Source organism: Neobacillus sp. MER 74, from assembly GCF_023714155.1.
Genome location: NZ_JAMAUV010000006.1, coordinates 131,777 through 157,790 on the forward strand (window position 1 = coordinate 131,777; position 26,014 = coordinate 157,790).

24 protein-coding genes are annotated in these 26,014 nt (G+C 44.3%); 1 reads left to right on the plus strand and 23 read right to left on the minus strand.

The features are described from left to right. Window positions 1-17 precede the first annotated feature (17 nt). From M3610_RS12795 to M3610_RS12865, 15 genes are all read right to left on the minus strand, one after another. On the minus strand, window positions 18-464 hold the full coding sequence (locus M3610_RS12795; RefSeq protein WP_098571535.1) for a GNAT family N-acetyltransferase: 447 nt from the start codon (window positions 462-464) through the stop codon (window positions 18-20). A gap of 131 nt (window positions 465-595) precedes the next feature. Then, a complete protein-coding gene (gene spoIIR, locus M3610_RS12800) occupies window positions 596-1,564 on the minus strand; it encodes a stage II sporulation protein R (RefSeq protein WP_311315824.1) in 969 nt (322 codons plus the stop codon). Between the two features lie 119 nt (window positions 1,565-1,683). Next, complete coding sequence (gene prmC, locus M3610_RS12805; protein ID WP_251459541.1) at window positions 1,684-2,649, minus strand: peptide chain release factor N(5)-glutamine methyltransferase; 966 nt, start codon at window positions 2,647-2,649, stop codon at window positions 1,684-1,686. Then, window positions 2,642-3,715 carry a peptide chain release factor 1 gene (gene prfA, locus M3610_RS12810; protein WP_098571537.1) on the minus strand — a complete coding sequence of 358 codons (1,074 nt, stop codon included), beginning with the start codon at window positions 3,713-3,715 and terminating at the stop codon, window positions 2,642-2,644. Before prfA ends, prmC begins: the two co-directional genes overlap by 8 nt. Window positions 3,716-3,880: 165 nt before the next feature. Beyond that, window positions 3,881-5,395, minus strand: coding sequence for a DHA2 family efflux MFS transporter permease subunit (locus M3610_RS12815; RefSeq protein ID WP_251459543.1), 1,515 nt, complete (start codon window positions 5,393-5,395; stop codon window positions 3,881-3,883). A gap of 20 nt (window positions 5,396-5,415) precedes the next feature. Further along, entirely contained in the window at window positions 5,416-6,039 is a 624-nt protein-coding gene (locus tag M3610_RS12820; RefSeq protein WP_251459545.1) for a TetR/AcrR family transcriptional regulator, read from the minus strand. Between the two features lie 129 nt (window positions 6,040-6,168). Beyond that, on the minus strand, window positions 6,169-6,678 hold the full coding sequence (locus tag M3610_RS12825) for a hypothetical protein (RefSeq protein WP_251459547.1): 510 nt from the start codon (window positions 6,676-6,678) through the stop codon (window positions 6,169-6,171). 366 nt (window positions 6,679-7,044) lie between these two features. Then, a complete protein-coding gene (locus M3610_RS12830) occupies window positions 7,045-7,662 on the minus strand; it encodes a thymidine kinase (protein ID WP_251459549.1) in 618 nt (205 codons plus the stop codon). A gap of 110 nt (window positions 7,663-7,772) precedes the next feature. Next, window positions 7,773-7,988 carry a 50S ribosomal protein L31 gene (rpmE, locus tag M3610_RS12835; RefSeq protein WP_026568199.1) on the minus strand — a complete coding sequence of 72 codons (216 nt, stop codon included), beginning with the start codon at window positions 7,986-7,988 and terminating at the stop codon, window positions 7,773-7,775. Window positions 7,989-8,228: 240 nt separating this feature from the next. Then, complete coding sequence (gene rho, locus M3610_RS12840) at window positions 8,229-9,494, minus strand: transcription termination factor Rho (RefSeq protein ID WP_251459551.1); 1,266 nt, start codon at window positions 9,492-9,494, stop codon at window positions 8,229-8,231. A gap of 364 nt (window positions 9,495-9,858) precedes the next feature. Next, window positions 9,859-10,821 (minus strand): class II fructose-bisphosphatase, encoded by a 963-nt coding sequence (glpX, locus tag M3610_RS12845; RefSeq protein ID WP_251459553.1) that lies wholly within the window; start codon window positions 10,819-10,821, stop codon window positions 9,859-9,861. Window positions 10,822-10,909: 88 nt separating this feature from the next. Continuing rightward, window positions 10,910-12,196, minus strand: coding sequence for a UDP-N-acetylglucosamine 1-carboxyvinyltransferase (locus tag M3610_RS12850; protein ID WP_251459555.1), 1,287 nt, complete (start codon window positions 12,194-12,196; stop codon window positions 10,910-10,912). 182 nt (window positions 12,197-12,378) lie between these two features. Then, window positions 12,379-13,029, minus strand: coding sequence for a fructose-6-phosphate aldolase (fsa, locus tag M3610_RS12855; RefSeq protein ID WP_251459557.1), 651 nt, complete (start codon window positions 13,027-13,029; stop codon window positions 12,379-12,381). 143 nt (window positions 13,030-13,172) lie between these two features. Then, window positions 13,173-14,030, minus strand: coding sequence for a class II fructose-bisphosphate aldolase (locus tag M3610_RS12860; protein ID WP_098571546.1), 858 nt, complete (start codon window positions 14,028-14,030; stop codon window positions 13,173-13,175). A 247-nt stretch (window positions 14,031-14,277) separates the two neighbouring features. Then, window positions 14,278-14,649: a response regulator gene (locus M3610_RS12865; protein ID WP_026568193.1), complete on the minus strand. Its 372-nt coding sequence runs from the start codon at window positions 14,647-14,649 to the stop codon at window positions 14,278-14,280. A 170-nt stretch (window positions 14,650-14,819) separates the two neighbouring features. Here M3610_RS12865 and M3610_RS12870 point away from each other — a divergent pair, with 170 nt between their 5' ends. Further along, window positions 14,820-15,341: a DUF2529 domain-containing protein gene (locus M3610_RS12870; protein ID WP_251459559.1), complete on the plus strand. Its 522-nt coding sequence runs from the start codon at window positions 14,820-14,822 to the stop codon at window positions 15,339-15,341. Between the two features lie 267 nt (window positions 15,342-15,608). Here the strand turns inward: M3610_RS12870 and M3610_RS12875 are convergent, their stop codons facing one another. The 8 genes from M3610_RS12875 to M3610_RS12910 all read right to left on the minus strand — a co-directional run bounded on the left by M3610_RS12875 (window position 15,609) and on the right by M3610_RS12910 (window position 25,950). Further along, on the minus strand, window positions 15,609-17,204 hold the full coding sequence (locus M3610_RS12875; RefSeq protein WP_251459561.1) for a CTP synthase: 1,596 nt from the start codon (window positions 17,202-17,204) through the stop codon (window positions 15,609-15,611). 241 nt (window positions 17,205-17,445) lie between these two features. Further along, the gene (gene rpoE, locus M3610_RS12880) at window positions 17,446-18,021 is read right to left on the minus strand and encodes a DNA-directed RNA polymerase subunit delta (protein WP_251459563.1); all 576 of its coding nucleotides are present in this window, start codon (window positions 18,019-18,021) and stop codon (window positions 17,446-17,448) included. A gap of 313 nt (window positions 18,022-18,334) precedes the next feature. After that, the gene (locus M3610_RS12885; RefSeq protein ID WP_251459565.1) at window positions 18,335-18,520 is read right to left on the minus strand and encodes a hypothetical protein; all 186 of its coding nucleotides are present in this window, start codon (window positions 18,518-18,520) and stop codon (window positions 18,335-18,337) included. A 195-nt stretch (window positions 18,521-18,715) separates the two neighbouring features. Then, window positions 18,716-21,961, minus strand: a complete 3,246-nt coding sequence (icmF, locus tag M3610_RS12890; RefSeq protein ID WP_251459567.1) for a fused isobutyryl-CoA mutase/GTPase IcmF — start codon at window positions 21,959-21,961, stop codon at window positions 18,716-18,718. 79 nt (window positions 21,962-22,040) lie between these two features. Further along, window positions 22,041-22,679 (minus strand): TetR/AcrR family transcriptional regulator, encoded by a 639-nt coding sequence (locus tag M3610_RS12895; RefSeq protein ID WP_251459737.1) that lies wholly within the window; start codon window positions 22,677-22,679, stop codon window positions 22,041-22,043. A 16-nt stretch (window positions 22,680-22,695) separates the two neighbouring features. Next, entirely contained in the window at window positions 22,696-23,835 is a 1,140-nt protein-coding gene (locus tag M3610_RS12900; RefSeq protein WP_251459569.1) for an acyl-CoA dehydrogenase, read from the minus strand. A 54-nt stretch (window positions 23,836-23,889) separates the two neighbouring features. After that, the gene (locus M3610_RS12905) at window positions 23,890-25,020 is read right to left on the minus strand and encodes an acyl-CoA dehydrogenase (RefSeq protein ID WP_251459571.1); all 1,131 of its coding nucleotides are present in this window, start codon (window positions 25,018-25,020) and stop codon (window positions 23,890-23,892) included. Between the two features lie 78 nt (window positions 25,021-25,098). Further along, on the minus strand, window positions 25,099-25,950 hold the full coding sequence (locus M3610_RS12910) for a 3-hydroxybutyryl-CoA dehydrogenase (RefSeq protein ID WP_251459573.1): 852 nt from the start codon (window positions 25,948-25,950) through the stop codon (window positions 25,099-25,101). Between the last annotated feature and the right edge of the window lie 64 nt (window positions 25,951-26,014).

The following is a 26,014-nucleotide window of genomic DNA, read 5'->3' on the forward strand; positions in this document are numbered from 1 at the left end:
TGTGGATATATCCACAATTACAATGAAAATTTTAAAAATAATGAGTTATCCACATTTAAAACGTGTCGAATATGTTCTGACTGATAAAATTCGCTAGGTAATTCCTCCCGTTCAACTCTCTGAAAGCCCATTAACTCAAAAAACGGTAAAGCCACACTCTTATTTGTTGCCAAAAACAAATCTTTCATCCCCTTTTCATTCGCCAATTGGACCATTTGATCAAATAGGACGAAGATTTCCTTCTCCGCTTGTCCAGGTGCCACCACAAGGGAACGCAATAGTCCAAATTCCGTGTACGCCTCCATCCCAAGCGTCCCCTTTAATGTTCCATCTTCACTCTCTAACAGCAGAAAATAGTCAATCGAATCGTCATTTAATCCATCCGTCCCCAGCCCCGCCCTCGATAAGAACGCCTGTAAATTGCCCAAGTCCTCTTTTTTAGCCCTGCGAATCAATGCCTGCATCCAATCATCCACCTCTTTTTAAGATTCTACTCTATGAATATGGATGAACTAGAACAAATAGAACCGCTAGATTCAGGAATCTAGTAAATTTATTCATAACACAAAAAACCAGCTCCTCGATTGGAACTGGTCTAGTTAAACATCTTCTCCCACATCTCTACTACGAAAAACTTCACTTCTACCGGCTTTTCATCTTCGGAAGTATACACAGGCGCTTCCTTCTTAGCCACTTCCACAGACTCTCCCTCGTCCTCAATCATAATCTCATTGAACACAGGCTTCTCTTTTTCAATCAGCCTTTCCGGCTTTTTCACGACTTGATCTTTTTTCTCAACAACTTTTTCTTTCTTCTCTGCAACAGGTTCGTGTTGCACAGCCGCTTTTTCTTCCTTTACCACGGTTTCCTCGTTCACCTTAGCTACTTTACTCTCCGACTCATCCTTAACCACGGCCACTTTTTCTTCATTATCCGTCTCGTTTGCCTTTTCTTTCCCCTTTTCCACCTTCGCCAGCGGCTTTTCCGCTTTCGCTGTTTTTGCCTTCACTGTTTTTGCTTTTGCCTTCTTCTCTTCAAACCCATCACTTACAGCTACACCATTTGAAAAGTCAAGGAAGCATAATGGAGGATAAAGCACGCACCACCAGTTCGCACCTTCACCTTCACCTAATGTAATTAAAATCGCTTGATATTCTCCTGCTGGGTATAAAAATTGACCATATAATTTCGTTGGAAACTGAACCTTACCAAATTCGACTTTCACCGACTGCGTCGACCCTTGGTCACGAACCACCTTTTCCGAAATTGTTTGAATCTCAGGAAGCTTCGCATTAATGACCTTTCTTGCCTCTTCCATCGACGTTAAATCCTGTACCCACAGTGTAATCTGCGCATTCACTGCATCGCGTACCTTCCGCTTAATCGCTTGATCCTTTTCAAAATCACTATTCGCTAGAATTCTGAGCCGAATTGCTTCCCCAGGAATCACAATGGATTCCTTCTGTGCTGCTTCCGTCTTTGGCATATATAAATTCAACATCGTTCCTAATGATAAAACGATAAGATATCCCCAAACAATCATTTTACTTTTCAATTCTAGCACCGTCCCTTCGATATCTTCATTTTGGACAAAATGCCAGAATCTTAAACTATTAAATTTTAATATATTTCAGAGAGTTATGGTGTGGGAATTTTTCCGTTAATTCAAAAAAGCCTCGGAGCCTAAGCCCCGAAGCCAATCTCTGCAAACACCATCCGGTCCCTGCCATTAATATCATTCACGATCTCCACTTTGGAGCCTTCAAAGGCCTTTCGCAAAAGCTCCGCTACCGCTTCGCCCTGACCGGCCCCAATCTCGAAACCAACCAGCGCACGCGCTTCTAACACCTGCGGCAGCTCGACCATAAAGCGGCGGTAAAAATCCAAGCCATCCGTCCCCGCAAACAATGCCCGGTGCGGCTCATGCTCCGTCACAACCTCCGACATCGTCGTGATATCCCCGAGCGGAATATAAGGCGGATTCGAGAGAACCACATCAAACCGGGTCCCACTCTCCAAAAACGGCCCCAGCAAATCCCCCTGCAAAAACTCCACCTCAGCCCCAAGCCGCTCCGCATTCTCCCGCGCCACAGCCAAAGACGCTTCCGCAATATCGGTGCCTGACACCATTAACACTGGCTCCGCAGTACTATCGGTGCCATTATTGGTGCCTGACACCATTAACCCTACTTCCGTAGTTCTATTGGTGCCTGACACCGCCCTTAGTTCTGCTTCTTCCAGTTTCATGGTGATGGCGATGGCGCCGCTGCCGGTTCCGATGTCGGCCAGCTTGATGACTTGTTTCGTGCCGCCAAACAGCCGCTTGATGCGTTGGAGGGCGCCGTAGACGAGTTCTTCTGTTTCCGGTCTCGGAATCAGTACCTCTTCATTGACGAGAAACGGCCGTCCGTAAAACTCCTCTGTCCCGATAATATACTGGACCGGCACACCCTTCGCATGGTCAAAAACCGCTTGTTCAAAGTCCTCCCACACACCCGGCGCTAACTCGTCACGCATATTCGCAAACAACTGTGCCCGGCTCATCCCAGTGAAATGGCGCAGCAAAAGCTCTCCCGCATTGGCATCACGACCCGCTGGACCTAAAAAAGAAGAAGCCCATTGAAGAGCTTCGAATACTTTTTTACTCATTTGAGGAATCTTCCAGCCTGCGCGCTTGATCATCCATAATCAGCGCATCGATGATATCATCGAGCTTGCCTTCCAAAATTTGATCAAGCTTTTGAATCGTTAAGCCGATGCGGTGGTCCGTCACCCGGTTTTGCGGGAAGTTGTACGTGCGAATCCGTTCTGAACGATCACCTGTACCAACCGCTGATTTCCGCACAGAATCATACTCCGCTTGTGCTTCCTGCTGGTACTTATCATAAATGCGGGCACGTAGTACCTTCATCGCTTTATCCTTATTCTTATGCTGCGATTTCTCATCTTGAATTGAAACAACAATCCCCGTCGGAATATGCGTTAAACGAACCGCTGACATCGTCGTATTAACGGACTGTCCGCCGGCGCCGCTCGATGCAAATGCATCAAAACGGATATCTTTATCATTGATTTCTACGTCTACCTCTTCTGCTTCAGGCAAACAAACCACTGTCGCCGTTGACGTATGAATCCGGCCGCTTGATTCCGTCTCCGGTACACGCTGCACACGGTGTGCGCCGTTTTCAAACTTCAATTTCGAATAAGCACCCTGGCCGTTAATCATAAAGCTGATTTCCTTGTATCCGCCAAGACCAGTCGGGCTCGCATCAAGTACATCAATCTTCCAGCCTTGCGCTTCCGCAAAACGGCTGTACATGCGATATAAATTTCCAGCAAACAAAGCCGCCTCGTCTCCGCCCGCTGCACCGCGGATTTCAAAGATAACGTTTTTGTCATCGTTCGGATCCTTCGGAATCAACAAGATCTTCATCTTCGCTTCCAAATCCACGATTTGCGCTTCCAGTTCGTTAACTTCTTCCTTCACCATTTCACGCATCTCAGCATCCAGCTTTTCATCCAGCATCGCTTTCGCATCCTGAAGCTGTGAGCGCGCCTCTTTATATTCACGATACGTTTGTACTGTTTCTTGTATATCAGATTGTTCTTTTGAATAATCACGTAGTTTTTTTGAATCATTAATAATCTCTGGGTCGCTCAAAAGTTCATTCAACTTATCATAGCGATCTTCCACCGATTGAAGACGATCAAACACAGTCAATTCACCTCAATTTTTTGTCCATAACATTCTAATTATAGTATAGGTGAAAACAACCGTCAAAACCAAATTCTAGGGAGATATTTTTAAAAAAGAGATTTTTGCATCAAAATATAAAAGGCTGGCTTACCGTCATTATGATAAGCCAGCCTAAAAAAGTCACTATTGAAGGGCTGCAGGCTTCATTTGGTTGTTTTCTTGCTGGTCTAACTGTTTGACCACTGCTTCACTTGTATCCACACGTTTAACGAATAAGGCTAATACAAGCGCGACAATATTAATGGCAAGAGTAACATAAAATGAATATTGAATACCAGCTAATAATGCTTGCTTAGTTAATAGAGCAGTAGACGCTTCTGTCAGCGTTGTCGGATCGACCCCGGCCATTAAGCTGGTAGCTTCTGTTTTTGTCACTGAATTCATGATCGTAATCAGAATAGCGGTACCAATCGAACCAGACACTTGCTGCGCTGTATTGTTGATCGCTGTACCGTGTGGATTTAGGCGAGTTGGTAATTGATTTAGCCCGTTTGTCATGATTGGCATCATCACCATTGACATACCGAACATCCTTAATGTGTAAACAAGAACAATATAGGTGTAACTAGAATCAATTTGCAAGTTTGCTAGCATGTAAGTTGAAATCGCTGTAACCACAAGTCCGACTACCGCTAGAATACGAGGACCAAATTTATCAAACAGTTTCCCTGTAATGGGCATCATAATCCCCATCACAATCGCACCAGGCAGCATCATTAAACCTGAATCAAGTGGTGAAATCCCCCGTACATTTTGAACATAAGCCGGTGTTAAAATCATACCAGAGAACATGGCCACTGCGTTCACAATCGCAATAACTGAACCAAGCGCAAACATTGGGTACTTGTATACACGCAAATCTAATAATGGCTCTTTCATTTTTAATTGACGAACAATGAAGGCTAGGAGCGCGATCCCACCCACGATTAATGTAGTTAAGACAATTGTATCAGTCCATCCATCTGAACTCGCCGAACTAAAGCCGTATAGCAAGCCACCAAATCCAATACTAGATAATACCACAGAAGTATAATCAAGTTTTGCACTTTTGTTTTGTTCCATTACATTTTCAAGTTTCCAGACAGCTAATAATAAACTAATAACCGCTAACGGTAAAATCATTTCGAAAAGGACGCGCCAGTCATAGTACTCGACAATGTAACCTGATAATGTAGGGCCAATTGCCGGGGCTGTAATCATAACTAATCCAAAAATACCCATTGCCGTCCCACGCTGTTCACGTGGAAAACTTACTAACATAATATTCATTAATAAAGGTCCCATGACCGAAGAACCCGCTGCTTGAATCATTCGCCCTGTAAGCAGCAGTCCAAAGTTTGGCGCAAAGGCCGCCACTGCAGTCCCTAGGGTAAAAATTGCCATCGATGTAATAAATAAGCGACGATTTGAAAACCGTGTTAATAAAAAGGCTGATGCAGGAATTAATATCCCACTGACCAGCATATATCCTGTCGATAACCACTGAACCGTTGAATAATCTTTTATTTTTAAGTCCACCATAATCGATGGCAGCGCTACATTTAAAAGTGAGTTATTGAGAAAGGAAACCATTGCCCCAATAAATAAGATTGCGATCATTAAATATGGTGGTTTTCTTTGTTGTAATGTTGTACCCATCTATCCTATCCCCTTGTCCTTTATTTAGATTCTTTTTTATAAAATCCTCTTTTTAGTAAGTCCATTTGCTCTCTATAATTCCTCAGCGCTTCTTCATCCGTCCATTCCTTTACAATCATTTGGATCAAATTCTGAAAGGTTACAGCACCCATCATTTTTAAAATATGGTGTAGTTCTTCATCACTTTCGACGTTTAAATTTTCTCTATTGATGAGGCTGACTGTATTTAAGAACTGAGTTTTTTGATTTTGCTCATAAACATGATTGGCGAAAGTTTTCTCTACTTTATAATTCATATTTAAAAACGCATATTTAAAAAAGTTTTGGTGTTCTTGATTTTTATGGAATGTTATTAGAAATTGAAATGATTCCATATAGGTCTCAAATAGATCCCCCTTCTTTTCTTTAAGGATCCCAATAAATCGATCACTATTTTTTTGCGCAAGTTGGTTCAACAAGAAATAATAAATATCCTCTTTATCCTCAAAATATTGGTAAAAGCTCCCTCTTGGAATTCCCGCACTTTTGATGATATTTGCAATTGATGCTTCATGTAATGGGACTCTGGAGAATTCCTCTTTAGCAGCTTCAATTAATTTGTCCTGCTTATCTTTCGGTAAGTGAAAGTAGGTTTGTTTTGGCATTGCTTCGCTCCTATACGTATGTGACATCTTGTCATAAACCGATTATATATGACACCGTGTCATGTGTCAACAAAAAAGTGACAGTTTGTCATACTACTAAAAAAAACATGCCCTGAAATTCAGAGCATGCTACCTACGATCTTCCTTTACGCGTACCTCTATTTTATAGCGTGGCAAAGCCTGAATTAGTTTGTGATGAAGCCGGGCCTCCGCCTTCACTTTTCCCTGCTCAGACTGTATTCCCTTTTTATAAACAGATACCCACATCCGGTCACCATTGACCCAGACCGAATCGGCCGTAAATTCCTTTGAATTAGCAATCACTTGTTTTGCCTTATTGATATCTTCGCCTGTGTCTTTTCCGCCGCCCGTTTCAGAGCCGCTCCCCGTTCGATTCAAGTTGAGGAAATTAGGATTTTGGTTGGTAATATCATCTTCCACCATCCGCTGCTTATTTTCACCGCGGTTGGACATATTTGCTGGCGTTTTGCCGTCACGGTTGGACGTATAATTTGGTGCAGACCGGTCATTCTTAAGGTCATATGCCGCTTCATTGCCATGATTCCCACCTTCATTCCCATTACAGCCGCTGACTAAAAACATCATACATAATGAGAGAAACAACAAAAACTTTTGCATCTTACACCTCCCATTACTATCATGCCCGGAGTTTGCTGCAACTGGACGAGTGAAATCTTTCCAAGCAGTAAAATTCGGTTGCTGCTTAGAATGGGATTTCGCCGAACCTGTGCTGAATTTCGCCAACCTCCATCGGAATCTCGCCGAACACACCCGAGATTTCGCCCAACTCAAAAACATTTTCGCCAAACCATCCAACAATTCCGCCAACGCCCAAAAATCACACTTAAAAACCAAAAACCACAATCCCTAACCAAACAAAAAAACTGCCCGAGAATCCCCTTCTCAGACAGTTGTAGTTAATCATAGTGTTTAGCTCATTTACGGTGTCAGGCACTAATTATGTAAACTGACGACACCCTGATATTAATTTGTTGCTTCTTGCTCGATGCTTGTCCGGGATACTGCAGTCTTTGGGACTTCGTGGTGATGGCGGCAGCGTGGCTCGTATGCTTCAGAGGCGCCCACTAAGATGACTGGGTCATGGTAAGAAGCTGGATGTCCATCAATCAAGCGCTGCGTTCGGCTTGATGGTGAACCGCACACCGAACAGACTGCCTGCAGCTTCGTCACTGATTCAGCAATGGCCATCAACGCTGGCATCTGACCAAACGGCTCGCCACGGAAATCCATATCCAAACCGGCACAAACCACTCGATGGCCGCTGTCAGCCAGCTGCTGCACAATCCGCACAATTCCTTCATCAAAAAACTGAACCTCATCAATCGCAATAATATCGATATCGGCTTCCACATGGTGGATAATCTCCATCGAATGAGCAATTGGCTTCGCATGAAAAGAAGAACCATTATGGGACACAACCTGTTGATCGTGATAGCGATTATCAATTTTCGGCTTAAACACAGCAATCTTTTGTTTAGCGAACTGAGCCCGTCTCACACGGCGGATCAATTCCTCCGATTTTCCAGAAAACATACTGCCACAGATAACCTCAACCCATCCGCTTTGCTTCATTAAATACATAAAACGGCGTCTCCTTCCTAACAAAACCATAAAATCTATTTCAAAAAGTGAATTTATTTAAATAAAAAACAGGCAAGTAAGTGTTGCTTCTTGCCTGTACTGTTTTACAATTATTGTTGCTGTTGAGTTTTGATGCCATATTTCTTGTTGAAACGGTCAACACGTCCGCCAGCTTCAGCGAATTTTTGACGACCAGTGTAGAATGGATGACATTCTGAACAAGTCTCAACACGAATTTCGTTTTTAACAGAACCAGTTTCAAATGTATTACCACATGCACATGACACCGTTACTGTTTTATAATTTGGATGAATTCCTGCTTTCATTCTTTTCATCTCCTTCCGCCCTGAATCATTCGAAACAGAGTTATATAAAGCACCTGTCCGAAGACATGCACTGAAATACTAAAAACACACTGCACCCATTATAACAAGGGCATCCTATTTTTGCAAGTTGGGATTTGTTGGTTCTTTTTTGAAAAAGGAACCTATCCAAGCCCCTCTACCAGGCTTGTCCCGAACTAAGTTAACCAGGTCCGGCTTGTTTTCAGCGCTCCCTCAATCAGGCTACGACCGTCTCGCTTTCAGCTCTTCCCCTAATTGGGCAAAGAACTCCTCATTCGACTTGGTCTGGCGTAATTTTTTCAAGAAACGCTCCGCAAAATCTGGTGAATCGGACATCGATTTACGGATGGCCCATAATTTGTCCAAATGATCCTTCGGAATAAGAAGCTCTTCCTTACGAGTACCAGAGCGGCGGATATCAAGCGCAGGGAAAATACGGCGCTCTGCAAGCGAACGATCGAGATGCAGTTCCATATTACCTGTCCCTTTAAATTCCTCATAAATGACGTCATCCATCCGTGAGCCGGTATCGACCAGCGCAGTCGCTAGAATCGTTAAGCTGCCGCCTTCTTCAATATTACGGGCAGCCCCGAAGAAACGCTTCGGACGATGGAATGCTGCCGGGTCAATCCCCCCGGAAAGTGTCCGGCCGCTTGGCGGAATCACTAAGTTATAGGCACGCGCAAGACGCGTAATACTATCCATCAGGATGACCACATCACGCTTATGTTCGACCAAACGCATCGCACGGTCGAGTACAAGTTCCGCCACTTTAATATGGTTTTCCGGCACTTCATCAAATGTCGAACTAACCACATCCCCAGCAACCGAACGCTCAATATCGGTTACTTCCTCTGGACGTTCGTCAATCAATAGCATGATTAATTCGACTTCCGGATGATTCGTGGTAATGCTGTTGGCAATTTCTTTTAACAGCATCGTTTTACCAGCCTTTGGAGGTGCAACGATCAATCCACGCTGCCCAAAACCAACCGGTGCGATGACATCCATAATCCTTGTCGAAAGATATTTTGGATTAGTCTCCAATTTCATCTGGCGGTTAGGATAAAGCGGTGTCAGGCCTGGGAAGTATACCCGTTCCTTCGCCGATTCCGGATCTTCCCCGTTCACGGCTTCTACGTGCAATAGTCCATAATAACGCTCATTTTCTTTCGGAGGTCGTACCTTACCGGAAACTTTATCCCCATTACGAAGGTCGAAGCGGCGGATTTGCGATGCAGAAATGTAGATATCTTCTGAGCTTGGCGAGTAATTGATTGGTCGTAGGAATCCAAATCCTTCTGACTGGATAATTTCTAAGACGCCTTCCATGAAAAAGTATCCCTGCTGTTCCGCGCGGGATTTCAGGATGGCAAAAATTAATTCTTTTTTTGTTAATTTGCTGTAGTAGGTCACTTTGTATTCGCGTGCCAGCTCATAAAGTTCCTTCAGCTTCATATTTTCTAAACTTGAAATTGTTAATTCCATTTGTGCACCACACTTTTATTTTTTTCAATCCGATGTTATTAAGAGAGTTGAGGAATAATGATAGAAGTAGAAATGAAATGAATAGAATTGCAGATATAATGCATAATAAAACAATTACTATTTTACCCTCTATGCAAAAAATTAATCAACTTATTTTTCTATTTTCGTTCATTGGGAATTTCTTCTTGTAGGATAATCCCTAATGGAGTGTAATAGGAGTTATTGGCAGTGTTAAACTTGTTGATTTCCGTTCCAAGCGCAAGCGGTTCGCGGGCGTTTTAACACAGCCTGTAATTTAAGTGACGATGCCATGAAGGGTGCCTGACACCCAATTGGTGTCAGGCACCCTTACTTTTGGCACCATTTATTTAATCACTAGGTTTGGTTTTTTCTTTAAGCTGTGACGGCCTTCGACGAAGCGGACGGTGCCTGATTTGGCACGCATGACGATGGAGTGTGTTGAGCCGTATGAGCCTTTGAATTGAACACCGCGCAGTAATTCGCCGTCTGTGACCCCGGTTGCAGCAAAAATAGCGTCATCTCCTTTTACCAGGTCTTCCATCCGGAGGACACGATTAACATCGAGTCCCATTTTGATGCAGCGCTCGAGTTCCGCATCACTTTGCGGCAGTAATTTTCCGATGATTTCACCGCCAAGACATTTTAACGCCACCGCTGAAAGAACGCCTTCAGGAGCACCGCCAGAGCCAAAGAGAATATCGACGCCGGTATTGTCAAAGGCAGTATTAATCGCACCTGCCACGTCACCATCGTTAATCAATTTGATCCGTGCGCCAGCCTCACGAAGCTTGGCAATGATATGCTCATGACGCGGACGATTTAAGACAGTCGCCACAACATCCTCAATATCTTTATTCTTCGCTTTGGCCACAGCTTTTAAGTTATCAAGAACAGACGCATTGATATCAATATGTCCGACTGCTTCAGGGCCAACCGCAATTTTTTCCATATACATATCAGGAGCATGAAGAAGATTTCCATGGTCTGCGACCGCTAGAACCGCTAAGGCATTCCAGCCGCCTGATGCTAAAATATTGGTGCCTTCGAGCGGATCAACCGCAACGTCAACACGCGGACCATAGCCGGTCCCTAGTTTCTCGCCAATATAAAGCATCGGTGCTTCATCCATTTCCCCTTCACCGATTACGACAGTTCCCTTCATTGGCACGGTGTCAAACACATCACGCATGGCCGAAGTAGCTGCACCGTCTGCCTCATCTTTCTTCCCACGGCCCATCCAGCGGGCTGAAGCAAGTGCTGCGGCTTCTGTGACACGGACAAGCTCCATCGTTAAACTTCTTTCCATCGTCTCCATCTCCCTTAAGTCTCTTTAGATGTCTCTTCAATTTCAGTAGCTTATAGTCAACGCCTAAGCTTTATCCATATGGTAAAAATCAATTATTTTTCATCTGTTCTACTTCTTCCTTCGTTAACGCTTCCCGCCAAACTGTGGCACCGAGGCCATTTAGTTTTCCAACGAGGTCGCTGTAGCCACGGTCAATGTGCTCAAGCCCGGTTACTTCGGTAATTCCCTCTGCCATCAGGCCGGCAATGAACAGTGCTGCTCCTGCCCTGAGATCACTTGCCTTCACTTTCGCCCCCTGCAATTGAACTGGACCATTGATGATGGCAGAACGACCTTCAACTTTAATGTTGCCGTTCATTCTACGCAGTTCATCAATATGCTTGAAACGGGCACCGTAAATCGTGTCAGTTACGACACTTGAGCCGGTTGCTCTTGTCAAAAGGGTGGTAAATGGCTGCTGGAGATCGGTTGGAAATCCAGGATAGACGAGCGTCTTGATATCGACGGCCTTCAATTTCGAAGACCCGTCCACAAACACTTGGTCATCGCCAGACTCCACATGGACACCCATTTCTCGCAATTTGGCAATCAATGATTCTAAATGCTGCGGGATAACGTTGTCGATGAGGACACCCTCGCCCACGGCAGCACCCAAAATCATATACGTGCCAGCTTCAATCCGGTCTGGAATAATCGTGTGACGGCAGCCATGAAGCGCTTCCACACCATCGATACGAATGACGTCCGTTCCAGCCCCTTTAATCTTCGCACCCATGCTCGTTAACAATGTCGCGACATCAATGATTTCCGGTTCTTTCGCCGCATTTTCAATGACCGTCCGCCCTTTGGCGCGAACCGCTGCCAGCATGATATTAATGGTCGCACCCACACTGACCACATCAAGGTAAATACGGGCACCGAGAAGCTCGTCCGCACGTAAATAAATCGCACCTTGCTCATTGGTAATTTGAGCCCCGAGTGCTTCGAAACCTTTAATATGCTGATCAATCGGTCTTGGACCTAAATAGCATCCGCCAGGAAGGCCAATGACTGCCTTTTTAAAACGGCCAAGCATAGCACCCATTAAGTAATAAGAAGCACGGAGCTTTTTTACTTTCCCGTTTGGCAGGGGCATGGAAATCATGGTCGATGGGTCAACCGTCATCTCGTTATCAGAAAGCTGAACGTTACCGCCGATTTCTTCAAGGAGATCCTTCAAGATTTCAACGTCTGAAATATCCGGCAATCCCTCAATTGTCACTGGTGATTCCGCTAAAATGGTTGCAGGGATTAACGCAACGGCACTATTTTTCGCCCCGCTGATCCGAACCGTTCCCTTTAACGGATAGCCACCCGCAATTTTAAGTTTTTCCATATTCGACTCCCTTCTAAGCCCTGTAAGTCAAACGGTACAATCCGCTTATTACGAAATGAGGCTCTAGGTATATTTTTCCTGCATTAAAAGTCAAAATCCGACAACTTGTCTATCCTTTAGTTTACACCAAATTTTTATTTTCATGTATGGCAATTAAAAAAATTTACACGAAATGGGAATAATTATGCTTCTGTTCGGGAATTCCAATCTTTTAAGAAGCCCTCAATCCCTTTATCTGTTAATGGATGATGGAATAATCCCATTAATACTTTGTATGGAATGGTTGCAATATGAGCGCCTCGTAACGCTGCTTCTGTGACGTGAATTGGATTACGAATGGAGGCTGCAATGATTTCTGATTCAATGCCATGCACGTTGAAGATGTCTGAAATCGTTGAAATTAGATCTAAACCGTTTTGGCCGATATCATCTAATCTGCCTAGAAATGGAGAAACATAGGTGGCTCCAGCTCTTGCCGCAAGTAAGGCCTGGTTCGGACTAAAAATGAGGGTTACGTTTGTTTTGATTCCTTCTTGTGCAAAAGCATGAGTCGCTTTTAACCCATCTGGAGTCATTGGAACTTTTACGGTAATATTCGGAGCGATTGCTGCAAGCTCTCTGCCTTCTCGAATCATGCCTTCTGCATCAAGCGCAATAACTTCTGCACTAACAGAACCAGGTACAAGTGCCGTAATTTCTCTTAAGCGGTCGTGAAAAGAAACACCTTTTTCTCTAGCGACTAATGATGGATTAGTAGTTACACCTGCAAGTAATCCAAGGTCATGGGCTTCGCGGATCTCGTCTAAATTAGCTGTATCAATAAAAAATTTCATAATTAATCCCTCCATTTTCCGACTAAATATTCAAATTTCTTTTTACAGAATGAAACCGTCCTAATAGTACTACCAGGACGGTTTACATTTTATCATATTCTAGAACAAATATGAAATGTGGTTAGACATTTGCCATTGTTCGATTAAGCTTTACCTGCAGAACCGAATTCGCGGATTTTGCCGATAACTGTTTCTTTGATTGCATCGCGAGCTGGTCCTAAATATTTACGTGGATCGTACTCTTCTGGCTTCGCAGCTAATGTTTCACGTACTGCTTTTGCAGATGCGATTTGGTTTTCAGTGTTCACGTTGATTTTCGCTGTTCCAAGAGAAACAGATTTTTGGATATCTTTTAATGGGATACCAGTTCCGCCGTGAAGGACTAATGGAAGACCAGTAATGTTTCCGATTTCTTCCATTTCAGCAAAACCAAGGTTTGGTTCACCCTTGTAAGGACCATGAACAGAACCTAAAGCAGGTGCAAGACAGTCGATACCTGTGCGTTTTACTAACTCTTCACATTCTTTAGGATCTGCGTAGATAACGCCATCAGCAACAACGTCGTCTTCCTGGCCGCCAACAGTTCCTAATTCCGCTTCAACAGACACACCTTTTGAATGTGCATATTCAACTACTTTTGAAGTAATTTCAATATTTTCTTCAAATGGATGGTGGGAAGCATCGATCATAACAGATGTGAAACCTGCATCAATCGCTTCTTTACACTTATCAAAGCTTGAACCGTGGTCAAGGTGAATTGCTACAGGAACGGTAATTTTCAAATCTTCCATTAAGCCTTCAACCATTTTTACAACTGTTTTGAAGCCGGACATATAACGAGCTGCCCCTTCAGAAACACCAAGAATTACAGGTGAATTCTCAGCTTGTGCAGCTTGAAGAATCGCTTGAGTAAATTCTAAGTTATTTAAGTTAAATTGCCCAACCGCATAGCCTTCAGCTTTGGCTTTAATGAGCATTTCTTTCATGGAAACTAATGGCATTTCTATTCCTCCTTAAATTAGGCAGATATCTTTTCAATTCGGTCTTCCATATTAAGGTTTTCCCTCAATTTTACGGATTATGTATTCCTTAAAAAGATAAACAACCAGTAAAAAGTTCATATGTATCATATCAAACCAGGGGGCGAAATGCCATTATTTAAATGCAGTTTTGTAAACTGTCATAATGAAAGCGCGCCCATTTTCTATGTAAGCACTTTCTTTATATTTCAAGGCCAAAAAACGAAATTTAATTCATTTTTTGGGGAATGTGTTTCCTAACAGCTGCGCGTATATCATCAATATCAAACGGCTTAGCAAAATGGGTAATCGCACCAAGATCCTTGGCCTCTTGAATCATATCCAGTTCACCATAAGCTGTCATAATAATGACGCGGATATCCGGGTCAATTACCTTCATTCGTTTTAAAATTTCAATTCCATCCATTCCAGGGATTTTCATATCCAATAGGACAAGGTCGGGGTCATGTTTTGTCACAATTTCAAGGGCCTGAATGCCATTGGCTGCCTGATATGTTTGATACCCCTCTTTTTGAAACACTTCATTTAGTAAAATTCTAATGCCAAACTGATCATCAACAATTAAAATTTTCTCTTTCATAACTCCACCTCTTCCTTGTTTACTTGATGCATTTTTATTATCCCACTATTTATCACTTGTTATATTTCTCTATTTGGAAAATAATCTCCTGCAAAATTTCTCGGATTTTGTTAATATTTTTGCAATATCGAAAAAACGCTTATAATAAAAGGGTGAAAAGGAGGGTTTTTATGTTAAAAATGTTTACTACCCAATTAACCGGTTTGTTTAAACGGCTTGAAGAAAAAGAAGAATATTCGTTTGAGGACGGAGCCCGCTTGCTTGCCCAGGCACCGGTTGGCGATGGGTCTATATATATTTTTACTACAAAGGAAATGAAAGCGGTCGAGTTCGAGGCTTTGGAAGGGGCAGAACCGTTTTCGGGTGCCAAGATTTTTGACAGCGTTGAGGAATTAACTGAATCCGATCGTGTGTTGATGTTCACGCGTTATTCTAATGATGAGTCTGGACTTAAGCTTGCCGAACAGCTTCGCGAAAAAGGAATTCCATTTGTTGCGGTGGCGACCTCCGTTCCGGGTGGTGAACTCTTGCAGGAATCAGCGGATCTCCTGATTGATTTGCGGCTGACCAAAGCCTTGCTCCCGGATGATGAAGGAAGTCGGTACGGATATCCCTCTTCGATGGCAGCTTTGTTCGTTTATTACGGCTTGAAATTTACGATTGAAGAGATTTTGGCAGAATATGAAGAGTAAAAGCGGGTTTTGGACCCGTTTTTTTATTGCCCTCGATTATTTCCCGGGGGGTAAACTTGGGGTTGTTCGACTTTTAAGGAATTTTGTACCATTTCGGGACCCTTTAATTGATTTTTTGCAAGGTTATGTACAAGTTTTCCATACCTTTGTACCAATATTGAGGTGTTTTGTACAAATAGACAATTTTTGGAAATCCACCACTGGTGCCTGACACCAAAAAAGGATACCAAAAAAATAAGGACCAGATAACTGGTCCTGAATACTTCCTTATTTTTGCAATGATGCTTTAATAAAGTCACGGAATAACGGCTGTGGACGATTTGGTCTTGAGACAAACTCCGGATGGAATTGTGAGGCCACAAACCACGGATGGTCCTTCAACTCAACAATTTCCACTAAGCGGCCGTCTGGGCTCGTGCCTGAGAAAATGAAGCCTGCTGCTTCCATGTCTTTACGGAAATGATTGTTAAATTCATAGCGATGACGGTGACGCTCATAAACAACCTCTTCGTCATACGCTTCAAACGCCTTCGTACCCTCAACAATACGAGCTGGATATAGACCTAGACGCAATGTTCCGCCCAAATCCTCCACATCTTTCTGTTCAGGGAGTAAATCAATGATTGGATAAGCTGTTTCCGGTACAAATTCTGCGGAATGCGCCCCTTCCAATCCAAGCACATTACGGGCAAATTCAATGGTTGCCAGCTGCATTCCTAAACAAATACCAAGGAACGGCTTCTTCTGCTCACGAGCATAACGAGTTGCTTCAATTTTCCCTTCAATCCCGCGGTCACCAAAGCCGCCTGGAACAAGAACTCCATCCACATCATCCAAAAGTTCCGCTACATTTTCACGGGTCACATCTTCTGAATTAATCCATTTGATTTCCACATCGGCATCAAACGCATAGCCTGCATGTTTCATTGCTTCAACCACAGAAATATAAGCATCTTGAAGTTCCACATATTTTCCGACTAGACCAATGCGTGTCTTGCTGGAAAGATGAGTTACGCGGTCTACGAGTACTTTCCACTCGGTCATATCCGCTTCTTTTACGGATAATTTCAAATGGTCACACACGATTTGATCCATGTTTTGCTCTTGAAGGGCAAGTGGGATCGAATACAGCGTGTCTGCGTCCATACATTCAATCACGGCTTTTGAATCAATGTCACAGAACAAGGCAATTTTATCCTTCATGTCCTGTGAAACCGGCATTTCTGTACGCACAACAATAATATTTGGCTGAATACCAAGACTGCGCAGTTCTTTCACGCTATGCTGGGTCGGCTTTGTTTTCATTTCGCCCGCTGCCTTAATGTACGGAATTAATGTACAGTGAATGTACATTACATTTTCGGAACCGATATCGCTCTTGATTTGGCGAATCGCTTCAAGGAATGGAAGAGATTCAATGTCCCCTACCGTTCCGCCGATTTCTGTGATCACGACATCAGCATTTGTTTCTTTCCCGGCACGGAAGCAGCGTTCCTTAATTTCATTGGTGATATGCGGAATAACCTGAACCGTTGCCCCTAAATAATCACCACGGCGCTCTTTCCGTAAAACCGTTGAATAAATTTTCCCGGTTGTTACGTTTGAATACTTGTTTAAGTTGATGTCGATAAAACGCTCATAGTGGCCTAAGTCCAAATCGGTTTCAGCGCCATCACCTGTTACGAACACTTCACCGTGCTGATAAGGACTCATCGTTCCCGGGTCGACGTTAATGTATGGGTCGAATTTTTGAATGGTTACATTCACGCCCCGATTTTTCAATAAACGGCCTAATGATGCTGCCGTAATTCCTTTTCCTAGTGATGACACCACACCACCAGTTACAAAAATATATTTTGTCATAAATATTTCCCCCTCTTATACAGTTTGTACATTATTCAGTTTGTTTAAGGGTTTTTGTAAAAAAATATTTTCCTTACGCCCGTAAAAAATGAAAAAACTCCGTGAAACATGAGTTTTTTGAACAATAAAAAACGCTCGCCTACTTGTGGTAGGGAGCGTATTATGAGTAAATAATGTATCGTCCTCTTTTTAAGGAGCCCAAAAAAGATAATACAAGGGCGTGAAAAAAAAGTCAAGTGGATTAATCTTTTTCGACTTCTTCCTCATCATCAAATTCTTCTTCTTCATCCTCAAGGTCATCGTCTAGATCATCTTCTTCATCCAATTCAATGTCAAGATCATCCTCAATGGCATCATCATCGTCGTCAAGATCAAGATCATCATCTTCATCGATATCAAGATCTTCTTCATCATCAAGTAGATCATCTTCATCGTCAAAGTCATCAAAGTCATCTTCAATCTCATCAACTTCATCGAAATCTTCGAGATCGTCTTCATCGACAACCTTCTTCGCCTTCTTCTTCTTCGGTTTCACAACGGCAACCACTTCTTCTTCAGCTGTATCGACTGGATACCAGACACGAAGTCCCCAGCGGTTACTTCCTAATGAAAGGAAACGGCCATCCACATTGATGTCGGTGTAAAATTGAGCAAGTCGGGAACGAACTTCATCATCAGAAATCCCTGAAGCTTGTTTAATTTCTTCTACTAGTTCATTAAAGGCAATCGGCTGTTTACTATTTTTCAAGTATTCATAAGCCATTTCCATTAGGGAAAATTCTTTTAATTCCTCTTTTGAGTATTGTGCTAAACTCAATATCGGCACTTCCTTTCTCTATTTAACACTCTTAAATGAGTGAATAACGGACTATCAATAAATTGATATATGATAGAAATGGAGAACTGTCTAGCTCCAGCTCCCTGCGACTAGTGTACTTCGCCCTCCTCCTACGATAAGTCAACATCGAATCGCTTACGCTCTTCGTGTTTCCTTTATCTCGTTCGGAGTGCTCCAGTCCATACGTCGCAAAACGGTCGCTTCCGCTTTTCTCGTAAAATTTGCATATTCTTCATTATAAACAAATTCTTCCGGTTTATGCTAGTGCTAGTGAGTTGTTTCATCTGAATTTTTATGGACGAGGTTTTTTTCCATCTTTTTTCTTTGCCTGCTTCTGCTTTTTCATCTCTTTCAGCGCTATCACTAGAAAGAAGATTGCTAGCAAGAAGAACGAGACTGCTCCCAACTGACGTTGATAGAGATAATTTAGCGGCCAGGCAAACACAACTAAAATGATTAAAATATAACTAAACCTCATTTGCTCCACCTGCCCAAATCCCTCGAAGTATGTACGCTAAATCATTATATAAGATTACCGCAAATAATAATATCTCATAAAAGGAGTTTTATTACAAAAATTGGTGTCAGGCACCATGTGTGCCTGACACCCTAAATGATAAGAAATAATTTTCGACTTTAAAAATTGTCCAGCTCCAGTGCCCTCGCGCTTTTCTTACATATTCCTGCGATATTGCCCGCCTACTTCGTAAAGGGCTCTGGTGATTTGGCCGAGGCTGGCGACTTGGACGGTTTCCATTAACTCGGCGAAGATATTGCCATTTTTGACGGCAGCTTCTTTCAAACGTTGCAATGCTTCTCCCGCCGACGCTGCATGACTTTCCTGGAAGGCACGCAGATTTTGAATTTGCAATTCTTTCTCCTCGTAAGACGCGCGCGCTAATTCCATATTATTAACATCTTCTTCTGACGGAGGATTTGGATTCAAATACGTATTCACACCGATAATCGGTAATTCACCTGTGTGTTTTTTCATTTCATAATACATCGATTCATCCTGAATTTTGCCGCGCTGATACTGGGTTTCCATGGACCCAAGCACACCGCCGCGATCATTCAAGCGTTCAAATTCCTGTAATACCGCTTCCTCCACTAGATCCGTTAACTCCTCCACAATAAATGATCCTTGGAGCGGATTTTCATTTTTGGATAAACCATGCTCTTTCGTAATAATCATCTGAATCGCCATCGCGCGGCGTACTGATTCCTCAGTTGGTGTGGTAATCGCCTCATCATAAGCATTCGTATGAAGGGAATTACAATTATCTTGCAACGCCATTAACGCCTGCAGTGTCGTCCGAATATCATTAAAGTCAATTTCCTGTGCATGCAGCGAACGCCCCGACGTCTGAACATGGTATTTTAATTTTTGACTTCGTTCGTTGGCCCCATATTTATCGCGCATCACTGTCGCCCAAATACGGCGGGCCACCCGGCCAATTACGGTATACTCCGGATCCAGGCCATTTGAGAAGAAGAAGGACAAGTTCGGTGCAAAATCATCAATCTTCATGCCGCGGCTCAAATAGTACTCGACATACGTAAACCCATTCGACAACGTAAACGCTAGCTGTGAAATCGGATTCGCACCCGCTTCGGCAATATGATACCCCGAAATCGAGACGGAATAATAGTTGCGCACTTGATGGTCAATGAAATATTGCTGAATATCGCCCATCATCCGCAGTGCAAATTCCGTGGAGAAGATACATGTATTTTGACCTTGGTCTTCTTTTAAAATATCAGCCTGCACCGTACCGCGCACCGTACGGAGTGTATAGGCACGAACTTCCGCAAATTCCTCCACCGTTAACACCCGGCCAAGCTCGGCTTCCTTACGCTGCACCTGCTGATCAATCGCCGTATTCATAAACATCGCTAGAATAATCGGTGCGGGGCCGTTAATAGTCATGGATACCGATGTTGACGGATGACATAAATCAAAGCCGTCATACAACTTTTTCATATCATCTAATGTACAAACACTAACACCGCTTTCGCCGACCTTCCCGAAAATATCCGGGCGGTGATCCGGGTCTTCACCATACAGTGTCACCGAGTCAAACGCCGTACTTAAGCGTTTCGCCTCATCATCCTTCGATAAATAGTGGAAACGGCGATTCGTACGCTCCGGTGTTCCTTCCCCAGCAAACTGGCGTTTCGGATCCTCGCCTTCGCGCTTAAACGGAAATACCCCAGCCGTATATGGGAACGAACCCGGGACGTTTTCCTGGTAAACCCAGCGGAGAATTTCCCCGTAATCCTTATACTTTGGCAGCACTACTTTCGGAATATCGAGCCCTGATAAGCTTTTCGATCTCAACACGGTAATAATCTCTTTATCACGGATTCTCGTCACGAACTTGTCTCCGGAATACGCCTCCCGCGTTTTTGCCCAGCCCTCAAGAATTTTTCGAGATTCAGGTGTCAGTTTCGCTTCCGTCTCTTGCTTAACCGCCTCTAACGCTGCAATCACTCCCGCATCGCTGACCGCTTCCATCGCCCCTTCTAACTGAAATAACTTCCGGGCAATCCCCGCTTGTTGTTCCGCTTTCCGGTGATAGCCGCGTACCGTTTCGGAAATTTCCCGTAAATAATAACGGCGGTCGGTTGGGATAATCACGTTCTGTTTTTCCACTAAGGCATCTTTAGTAAAATTAGTCTCCCAGCCCGTGCCCATTTTATCGTTAATTTTTTCAATCAGTGCTGCAAACAATCCATTTGTCCCCGGGTCATTAAACTGACTCGCAATCGTTCCATATACCGGCATGTCATCAATGTCTTTTTCAAACAGCATATGGCTGCGCTGGTATTGCTTTTGCACCTGGCGCTTCGCATCCTCCGAGCCCTTGCGCTCAAACTTATTGATGACAATCAAGTCCGCAAAATCAATCATATCAATCTTCTCGAGCTGGGACGGCGCCCCAAACTCACTCGTCATCACATACAAAGAAACATCGCAAATCTCCGTAATTCCCGCATCTCCCTGGCCAATTCCACTCGTCTCGACAATGACGAGATCAAAGCCAGCTGCCTTCGTAACGGCAACCGCATCCTTAATGGCCAGAGAAAGTTCACTTTTGGAACTCCTTGTGGCCAGCGAGCGCATATACACGTTCGGGGAAAAAATCGCATTCATGCGGATTCGGTCCCCAAGCAGGGCTCCTCCCGTCTTTTGTTTCGTCGGGTCAACTGACAGAATCGCTACCTTTTTATCAGGCAGTTCATTAATAAAGCGGCGGATTAATTCATCGGTTAATGAACTTTTCCCGGCACCGCCCGTTCCCGTAATCCCAACGACAGGAATCTCTTTCTCGAGTGATTTCACTTGATCGAGCACTCGCTCAGCCGTTGCCGCTGCTTCATTCGTCCCATCGACATGAAGCTCCGCAATCGTGATCAGCTTTGCCACCGCATTGACATCCCCACTCGGCAGCTTCTCGATTTGATTGGCTACATCGTGCGGGACCGTCGCAAAATCACACTCCTCAATCATCCGGTCTATCATGCCCTGCAGCCCCATCCTGCGGCCATCCTCAGGGGAGAAGATCCACGAAATCCCATACTCATGGAGCTCATCGATTTCGCGCGGGATAATTACCCCGCCGCCGCCGCCAAAAATACGAATATTCGGCGCACCTTTTTCTTTCAACAAATCGTACATATATTTGAAATACTCGACATGCCCGCCTTGATATGAAGAGATTGCAATTCCCTGCACATCCTCCTGGATCGCCGCGTTCACGACTTCCTCTACTGAGCGATTATGGCCAAGATGGATGACCTCCGCCCCGCTCGCCTGCAGAATCCGCCTCATAATATTGATGGAAGCATCATGCCCGTCAAACAAACTCGAAGCTGTGACAAAGCGAATATGATGTTTCGGTTGATAATTCCCCATCGTTCTCCCCCTTTTTTATAGGCTGTATTAAACTTGGATGTTGATTTCCGCTCCAATCAGCATCGTCACCTGGTCAACGTTACGACTTAGCCTGTGTTGACGTATGAATCCCGTGAAACAATTGCTCTGTTTGCAGTTCAATATATTCATCTAGTGTATATAATTTTTGAAGGGCCCAGCGCCGGAACGCCCACATTTGTCCCTCAACAATAATGTTATGGGAAATCAGTGCGATCTGTTTTTCCGATAACTCTAGTTCTCCATTTTCGACACAGCGGACCATTAGGCTCTCAAACATCGCCGCCATTTCAATTTCTTTTTTCAGCACATATGGAAGGGCGTCCTTCGTCAGCGATTTGGCTTCTTGATACATGACCAGCACTTCATCCTGCATCTCATCCATAACCCGGAAATAATGCCCCACCCCAAGCTTCAGACTTGAAAGGGTGCCCTTTTTCTGCTCCAAATCCTGCTCAAGGCGTTCACTCACATGTTCATAAATGCTGTCACAGACGAGGTACAGGACATCTTCCTTCGAGCGGATGTATTCGTAAAGGGTCCCAATACTGAATCCTGCGGCTTTGGCGATTTCCCTCGTTGTCGTCCGGTGAAAGCCTTTTTCTTTAAAAAGGCTGACGGCCCCTTTAATCATTTGGTCCCGCCGTTTCTGAACAAGACGTTCATCCTTTACAGAAGCCAGTACTTCTCGTTTTTTTATCATGTTCTAACCCGCCTTACTTCGTGATCATCCGCGAGATCACAAGTCGTTGAATTTCTTGTGTGCCTTCATAAATTTGCGTAATTTTCGCATCGCGCATGAAGCGCTCCACTGGATAATCCTTTGTATAGCCATAGCCGCCAAAAATCTGAACAGCCTCGGTTGTTACCTTCATCGCCGTATCGCCTGCAAATAACTTCGACATCGCCGACTCCTTGCCGTACGGCAGACCTTGCGACTCGAGCCATGCGGCTTGATACGTTAATAGACGTGAGGCCTCAATCCCCGTGGCCATATCTGCGAGTTTAAAGGCAATCCCTTGATTTGCGACGATTGGTTTGCCGAATTGATGACGTTCCTTGGCATAGTCTGCAGCTGCGTCAAGCGCCCCTTGAGCAATCCCCACTGCTTGAGCGGCAATACCGTTGCGGCCGCCATCAAGAGTCATCATGGCAATTTTAAAGCCTTCGCCTTCTTCTCCGAGTCTGTTAGCAATTGGAACCTTACAATCTTCAAAAATAATTTCAGTGGTCGGTGAAGAACGAATTCCGAGTTTCTTTTCTTTTTTCCCAACTGAAAAGCCTGGGAAGTCGCTCTCGATAATAAATGCGGTGGTTCCTTTTTGTTTGCTTGAAGGGTCGGTTAATGCAAACACCACATAAATGTCCGCTACCCCACCATTCGTAATGAAAATCTTCGAGCCATTGAGAACATAATGATCGCCTTCTAGGCGGGCAGTCGTTCTCATTCCGCCGGCATCCGAACCGCTGCCAGGCTCTGTTAAGCCGTAGGCGCCAATTTTTGTCCCTTCTGCCATTGGGCGCAGGTAGGTTTGTTTTTGCTCCTCACTGCCAAATTTATAAATCGGCCAGCCCGCTAGAGAAGTATGGGCTGAGAGCATAACGCCCGTTGATGCGTCAACGCGGGAAAGCTCTTCTACTGCGATACAGTACGCCAGATAATCACTGCCAATGCCGCCGTACTCTTCCGGCCACGGAATCCCGGTTAAACCCAGCTCCGCCATTTTGTCAAAAATCTCGCGATCAAAGCGTTCTTCCTCATCGCGCTCGGCTGCCGTCGGAGCCACTTCATTCCGGGCAAAATCACGAACCATTTTCCGAATCATTTCATGTTCTTCAGAGAGTTTAAAGTTCATTTCAAGTCCTCCTAGTGGATATGTTTAAGGCTGTTTTCGCATTAAGAGCCATATTTATAGATGCTTACTAATAACAATCCGTTGAATTTCACTTGTTCCTTCATAAATTTCCGTGATTTTTGCATCACGGAAATAGCGCTCGACCGGATAATCTTCGGTGTATCCGTAGCCGCCGAAAACTTGAATCGCTTCGGTGGTGACTTCCACCGCCGTTTTCGTCGCGAACAATTTCGCCATTGACGCTTCCACCGTACATTTTTTTCCATGGGTCCGTAAATACGCCGCACGATAGACTAATAGTTTCGCTGCTTCCACGCTGGTCGCCATGTCCGCTAATTTAAAACCAATCCCTTGTTGAGCGGCAATCGGCTTACCAAATTGGCGGCGGTCCTTAGCATAGGTGGTTGCGGCCGACAGTGCGGCCTCCGCAATCCCAAGCGCCTGGGTCGCAATCCCGATGCGGCCGACATCAAGGTTGGCCATTGCAATCTTAAAGCCTTCGCCCTCAGCACCCAGCAGGTTTTCAGCCGGAACATGCATATCTTCGAACGTAAGTTGGACCGTTCTCGAGCCATGCAAGCCCATTTTCTTCTCATCTTTGCCGACGATAAAGCCAGGAGTATTTTTTTCAACAATAAACGCTGATATCCCCTTGCTGCCTAGTTCCGGATTTGTTTTCGCAAAAACGATATAAACATCGGCCTCGCCGCCGTTCGTAATGAACACCTTCGATCCGTTGATGACGTAATGATCGCCTTTCCTAACGGCACGGGACTTTAAGCTGGCCGCATCCGATCCGGAACAAGGTTCGGTTAAGCAAAATGCACCGAGATACTCCCCTGAAGCCAATTTCGGCACGTATTTCTTTTTCTGTTGCTCTGTTCCAAAATAAAGGATTGGGTTTGTGCAGACCGAGGTATGCACAGAAAGGATTACCCCGATGGTAGCGCTTACTTTAGAAAGTTCATGGATTGCTAGGATATAGGAGGTGAAGTCCATTGCCGCACCGCCATATTTCTCAGGGACAGGAATCCCCATTAACCCAAGCTCCCCCATTTTGCGGAGAATTTCGCGCGGAAATTCTCCTCCTTCCATATTCTCAATGAATGGGGCAATTTCGCTGTTCGCAAAATCGCGGACCATTTTTCGCATCATTTCTTGTTCTTCGGTGAATGTAAGATTCATGGTGGTCTCCCCTTTGGAGGAATGTACTATCGTGGTGCTCATCATTATCACGACCCCTTTTTCGAAGAAATGCTGTGTCTATTCGTACGTATAAAAACCACGCCCTGATTTCTTTCCAAGCCAGCCTGCTTTCACATATTTGCGCAGGAGCGGACAAGGACGGTATTTGTCATCGCCAAAGCCTTGGTGAAGTGTTTCCATGATATAAAGACACGTATCCAAACCAATAAAGTCAGCCAAGGTTAACGGCCCCATCGGGTGGTTCATGCCGAGTTTCATGACTTCATCGATCGCTTCCTTTGTAGCCACACCCTCATAAAGTGTATAAATCGCTTCGTTAATCATTGGCATCAGAATACGATTGGAAACAAATCCTGGGAAGTCATTGACTTCAACGGGTACCTTACTCAAGGTTTTGGTCATATCTTCAATCACTTGGTAGACTTCATCGGATGTGGCAAGACCGCGAATGATTTCAACAAGCTTCATAACCGGAACGGGGTTCATAAAGTGCATACCAATTACCTTTTCTGGACGCTTAGTGGCCGCCGCAATTTCCGTGATCGGCAATGATGAGGTATTGCTCGCAAGGATCGCGTGTGCTGGGGTAATTTCATCCAGCTGGGCAAAGATGCTGGTTTTGATGCTCATGTTTTCCACGGCAGCTTCGATGACGAGGTCAACGTCACGGGCATCGTTTAGATCGGTGGACAGAGTAATGTTGCTGAGAATTTCTTGTTTTTGCTCTTCTGTGAGGCGTCCTTTGTCAACGTTTCGTGTAAGTAGTTTATTGATTCCGGCTAGGCCGCGTTCCACAAACTCCTGTTTTAAATCATTAAGTACAACCATGTACCCTGCCTGGGCACAAACTTGAGCAATTCCGGATCCCATTTGTCCGGCACCAATGACCATCAGCTTTGAAATCTTCATTCGATTCTATTCCCTCCAAGAAGGCCGGAAATGAGTCCGGCCTAGCATCTTTTATTTGGTATCT

What these genes read in the sequence shown, in the direction of transcription:
- M3610_RS12885 (WP_251459565.1), bottom strand. Translation starts at nt 18,520, where the DNA reads ATGAGGTTTAGTTATATTTTAATCATTTTAGTTGTGTTTGCCTGGCCG.
- fsa (WP_251459557.1), bottom strand. Translation starts at nt 13,029, where the DNA reads ATGAAATTTTTTATTGATACAGCTAATTTAGACGAGATCCGCGAAGCC.
- rpmE (WP_026568199.1), bottom strand. Translation starts at nt 7,988, where the DNA reads ATGAAAGCAGGAATTCATCCAAATTATAAAACAGTAACGGTGTCATGT.
- M3610_RS12795 (WP_098571535.1), bottom strand. Translation starts at nt 464, where the DNA reads ATGCAGGCATTGATTCGCAGGGCTAAAAAAGAGGACTTGGGCAATTTA.
- M3610_RS12850 (WP_251459555.1), bottom strand. Translation starts at nt 12,196, where the DNA reads ATGGAAAAACTTAAAATTGCGGGTGGCTATCCGTTAAAGGGAACGGTT.
- rho (WP_251459551.1), bottom strand. Translation starts at nt 9,494, where the DNA reads ATGGAATTAACAATTTCAAGTTTAGAAAATATGAAGCTGAAGGAACTT.
- M3610_RS12815 (WP_251459543.1), bottom strand. Translation starts at nt 5,395, where the DNA reads ATGGGTACAACATTACAACAAAGAAAACCACCATATTTAATGATCGCA.
- M3610_RS12865 (WP_026568193.1), bottom strand. Translation starts at nt 14,649, where the DNA reads ATGAAAGAGAAAATTTTAATTGTTGATGATCAGTTTGGCATTAGAATT.
- M3610_RS12900 (WP_251459569.1), bottom strand. Translation starts at nt 23,835, where the DNA reads ATGAACTTTAAACTCTCTGAAGAACATGAAATGATTCGGAAAATGGTT.
- M3610_RS12830 (WP_251459549.1), bottom strand. Translation starts at nt 7,662, where the DNA reads ATGTATTTAATGAAGCAAAGCGGATGGGTTGAGGTTATCTGTGGCAGT.
- M3610_RS12860 (WP_098571546.1), bottom strand. Translation starts at nt 14,030, where the DNA reads ATGCCATTAGTTTCCATGAAAGAAATGCTCATTAAAGCCAAAGCTGAA.
- M3610_RS12905 (WP_251459571.1), bottom strand. Translation starts at nt 25,020, where the DNA reads ATGAATCTTACATTCACCGAAGAACAAGAAATGATGCGAAAAATGGTC.
- M3610_RS12910 (WP_251459573.1), bottom strand. Translation starts at nt 25,950, where the DNA reads ATGAAGATTTCAAAGCTGATGGTCATTGGTGCCGGACAAATGGGATCC.
- M3610_RS12820 (WP_251459545.1), bottom strand. Translation starts at nt 6,039, where the DNA reads ATGCCAAAACAAACCTACTTTCACTTACCGAAAGATAAGCAGGACAAA.
- icmF (WP_251459567.1), bottom strand. Translation starts at nt 21,961, where the DNA reads ATGGGGAATTATCAACCGAAACATCATATTCGCTTTGTCACAGCTTCG.
- prmC (WP_251459541.1), bottom strand. Translation starts at nt 2,649, where the DNA reads ATGAGTAAAAAAGTATTCGAAGCTCTTCAATGGGCTTCTTCTTTTTTA.
- glpX (WP_251459553.1), bottom strand. Translation starts at nt 10,821, where the DNA reads ATGGAAAGAAGTTTAACGATGGAGCTTGTCCGTGTCACAGAAGCCGCA.
- M3610_RS12825 (WP_251459547.1), bottom strand. Translation starts at nt 6,678, where the DNA reads ATGCAAAAGTTTTTGTTGTTTCTCTCATTATGTATGATGTTTTTAGTC.
- M3610_RS12875 (WP_251459561.1), bottom strand. Translation starts at nt 17,204, where the DNA reads ATGACAAAATATATTTTTGTAACTGGTGGTGTGGTGTCATCACTAGGA.
- M3610_RS12870 (WP_251459559.1), top strand. Translation starts at nt 14,820, where the DNA reads ATGTTAAAAATGTTTACTACCCAATTAACCGGTTTGTTTAAACGGCTT.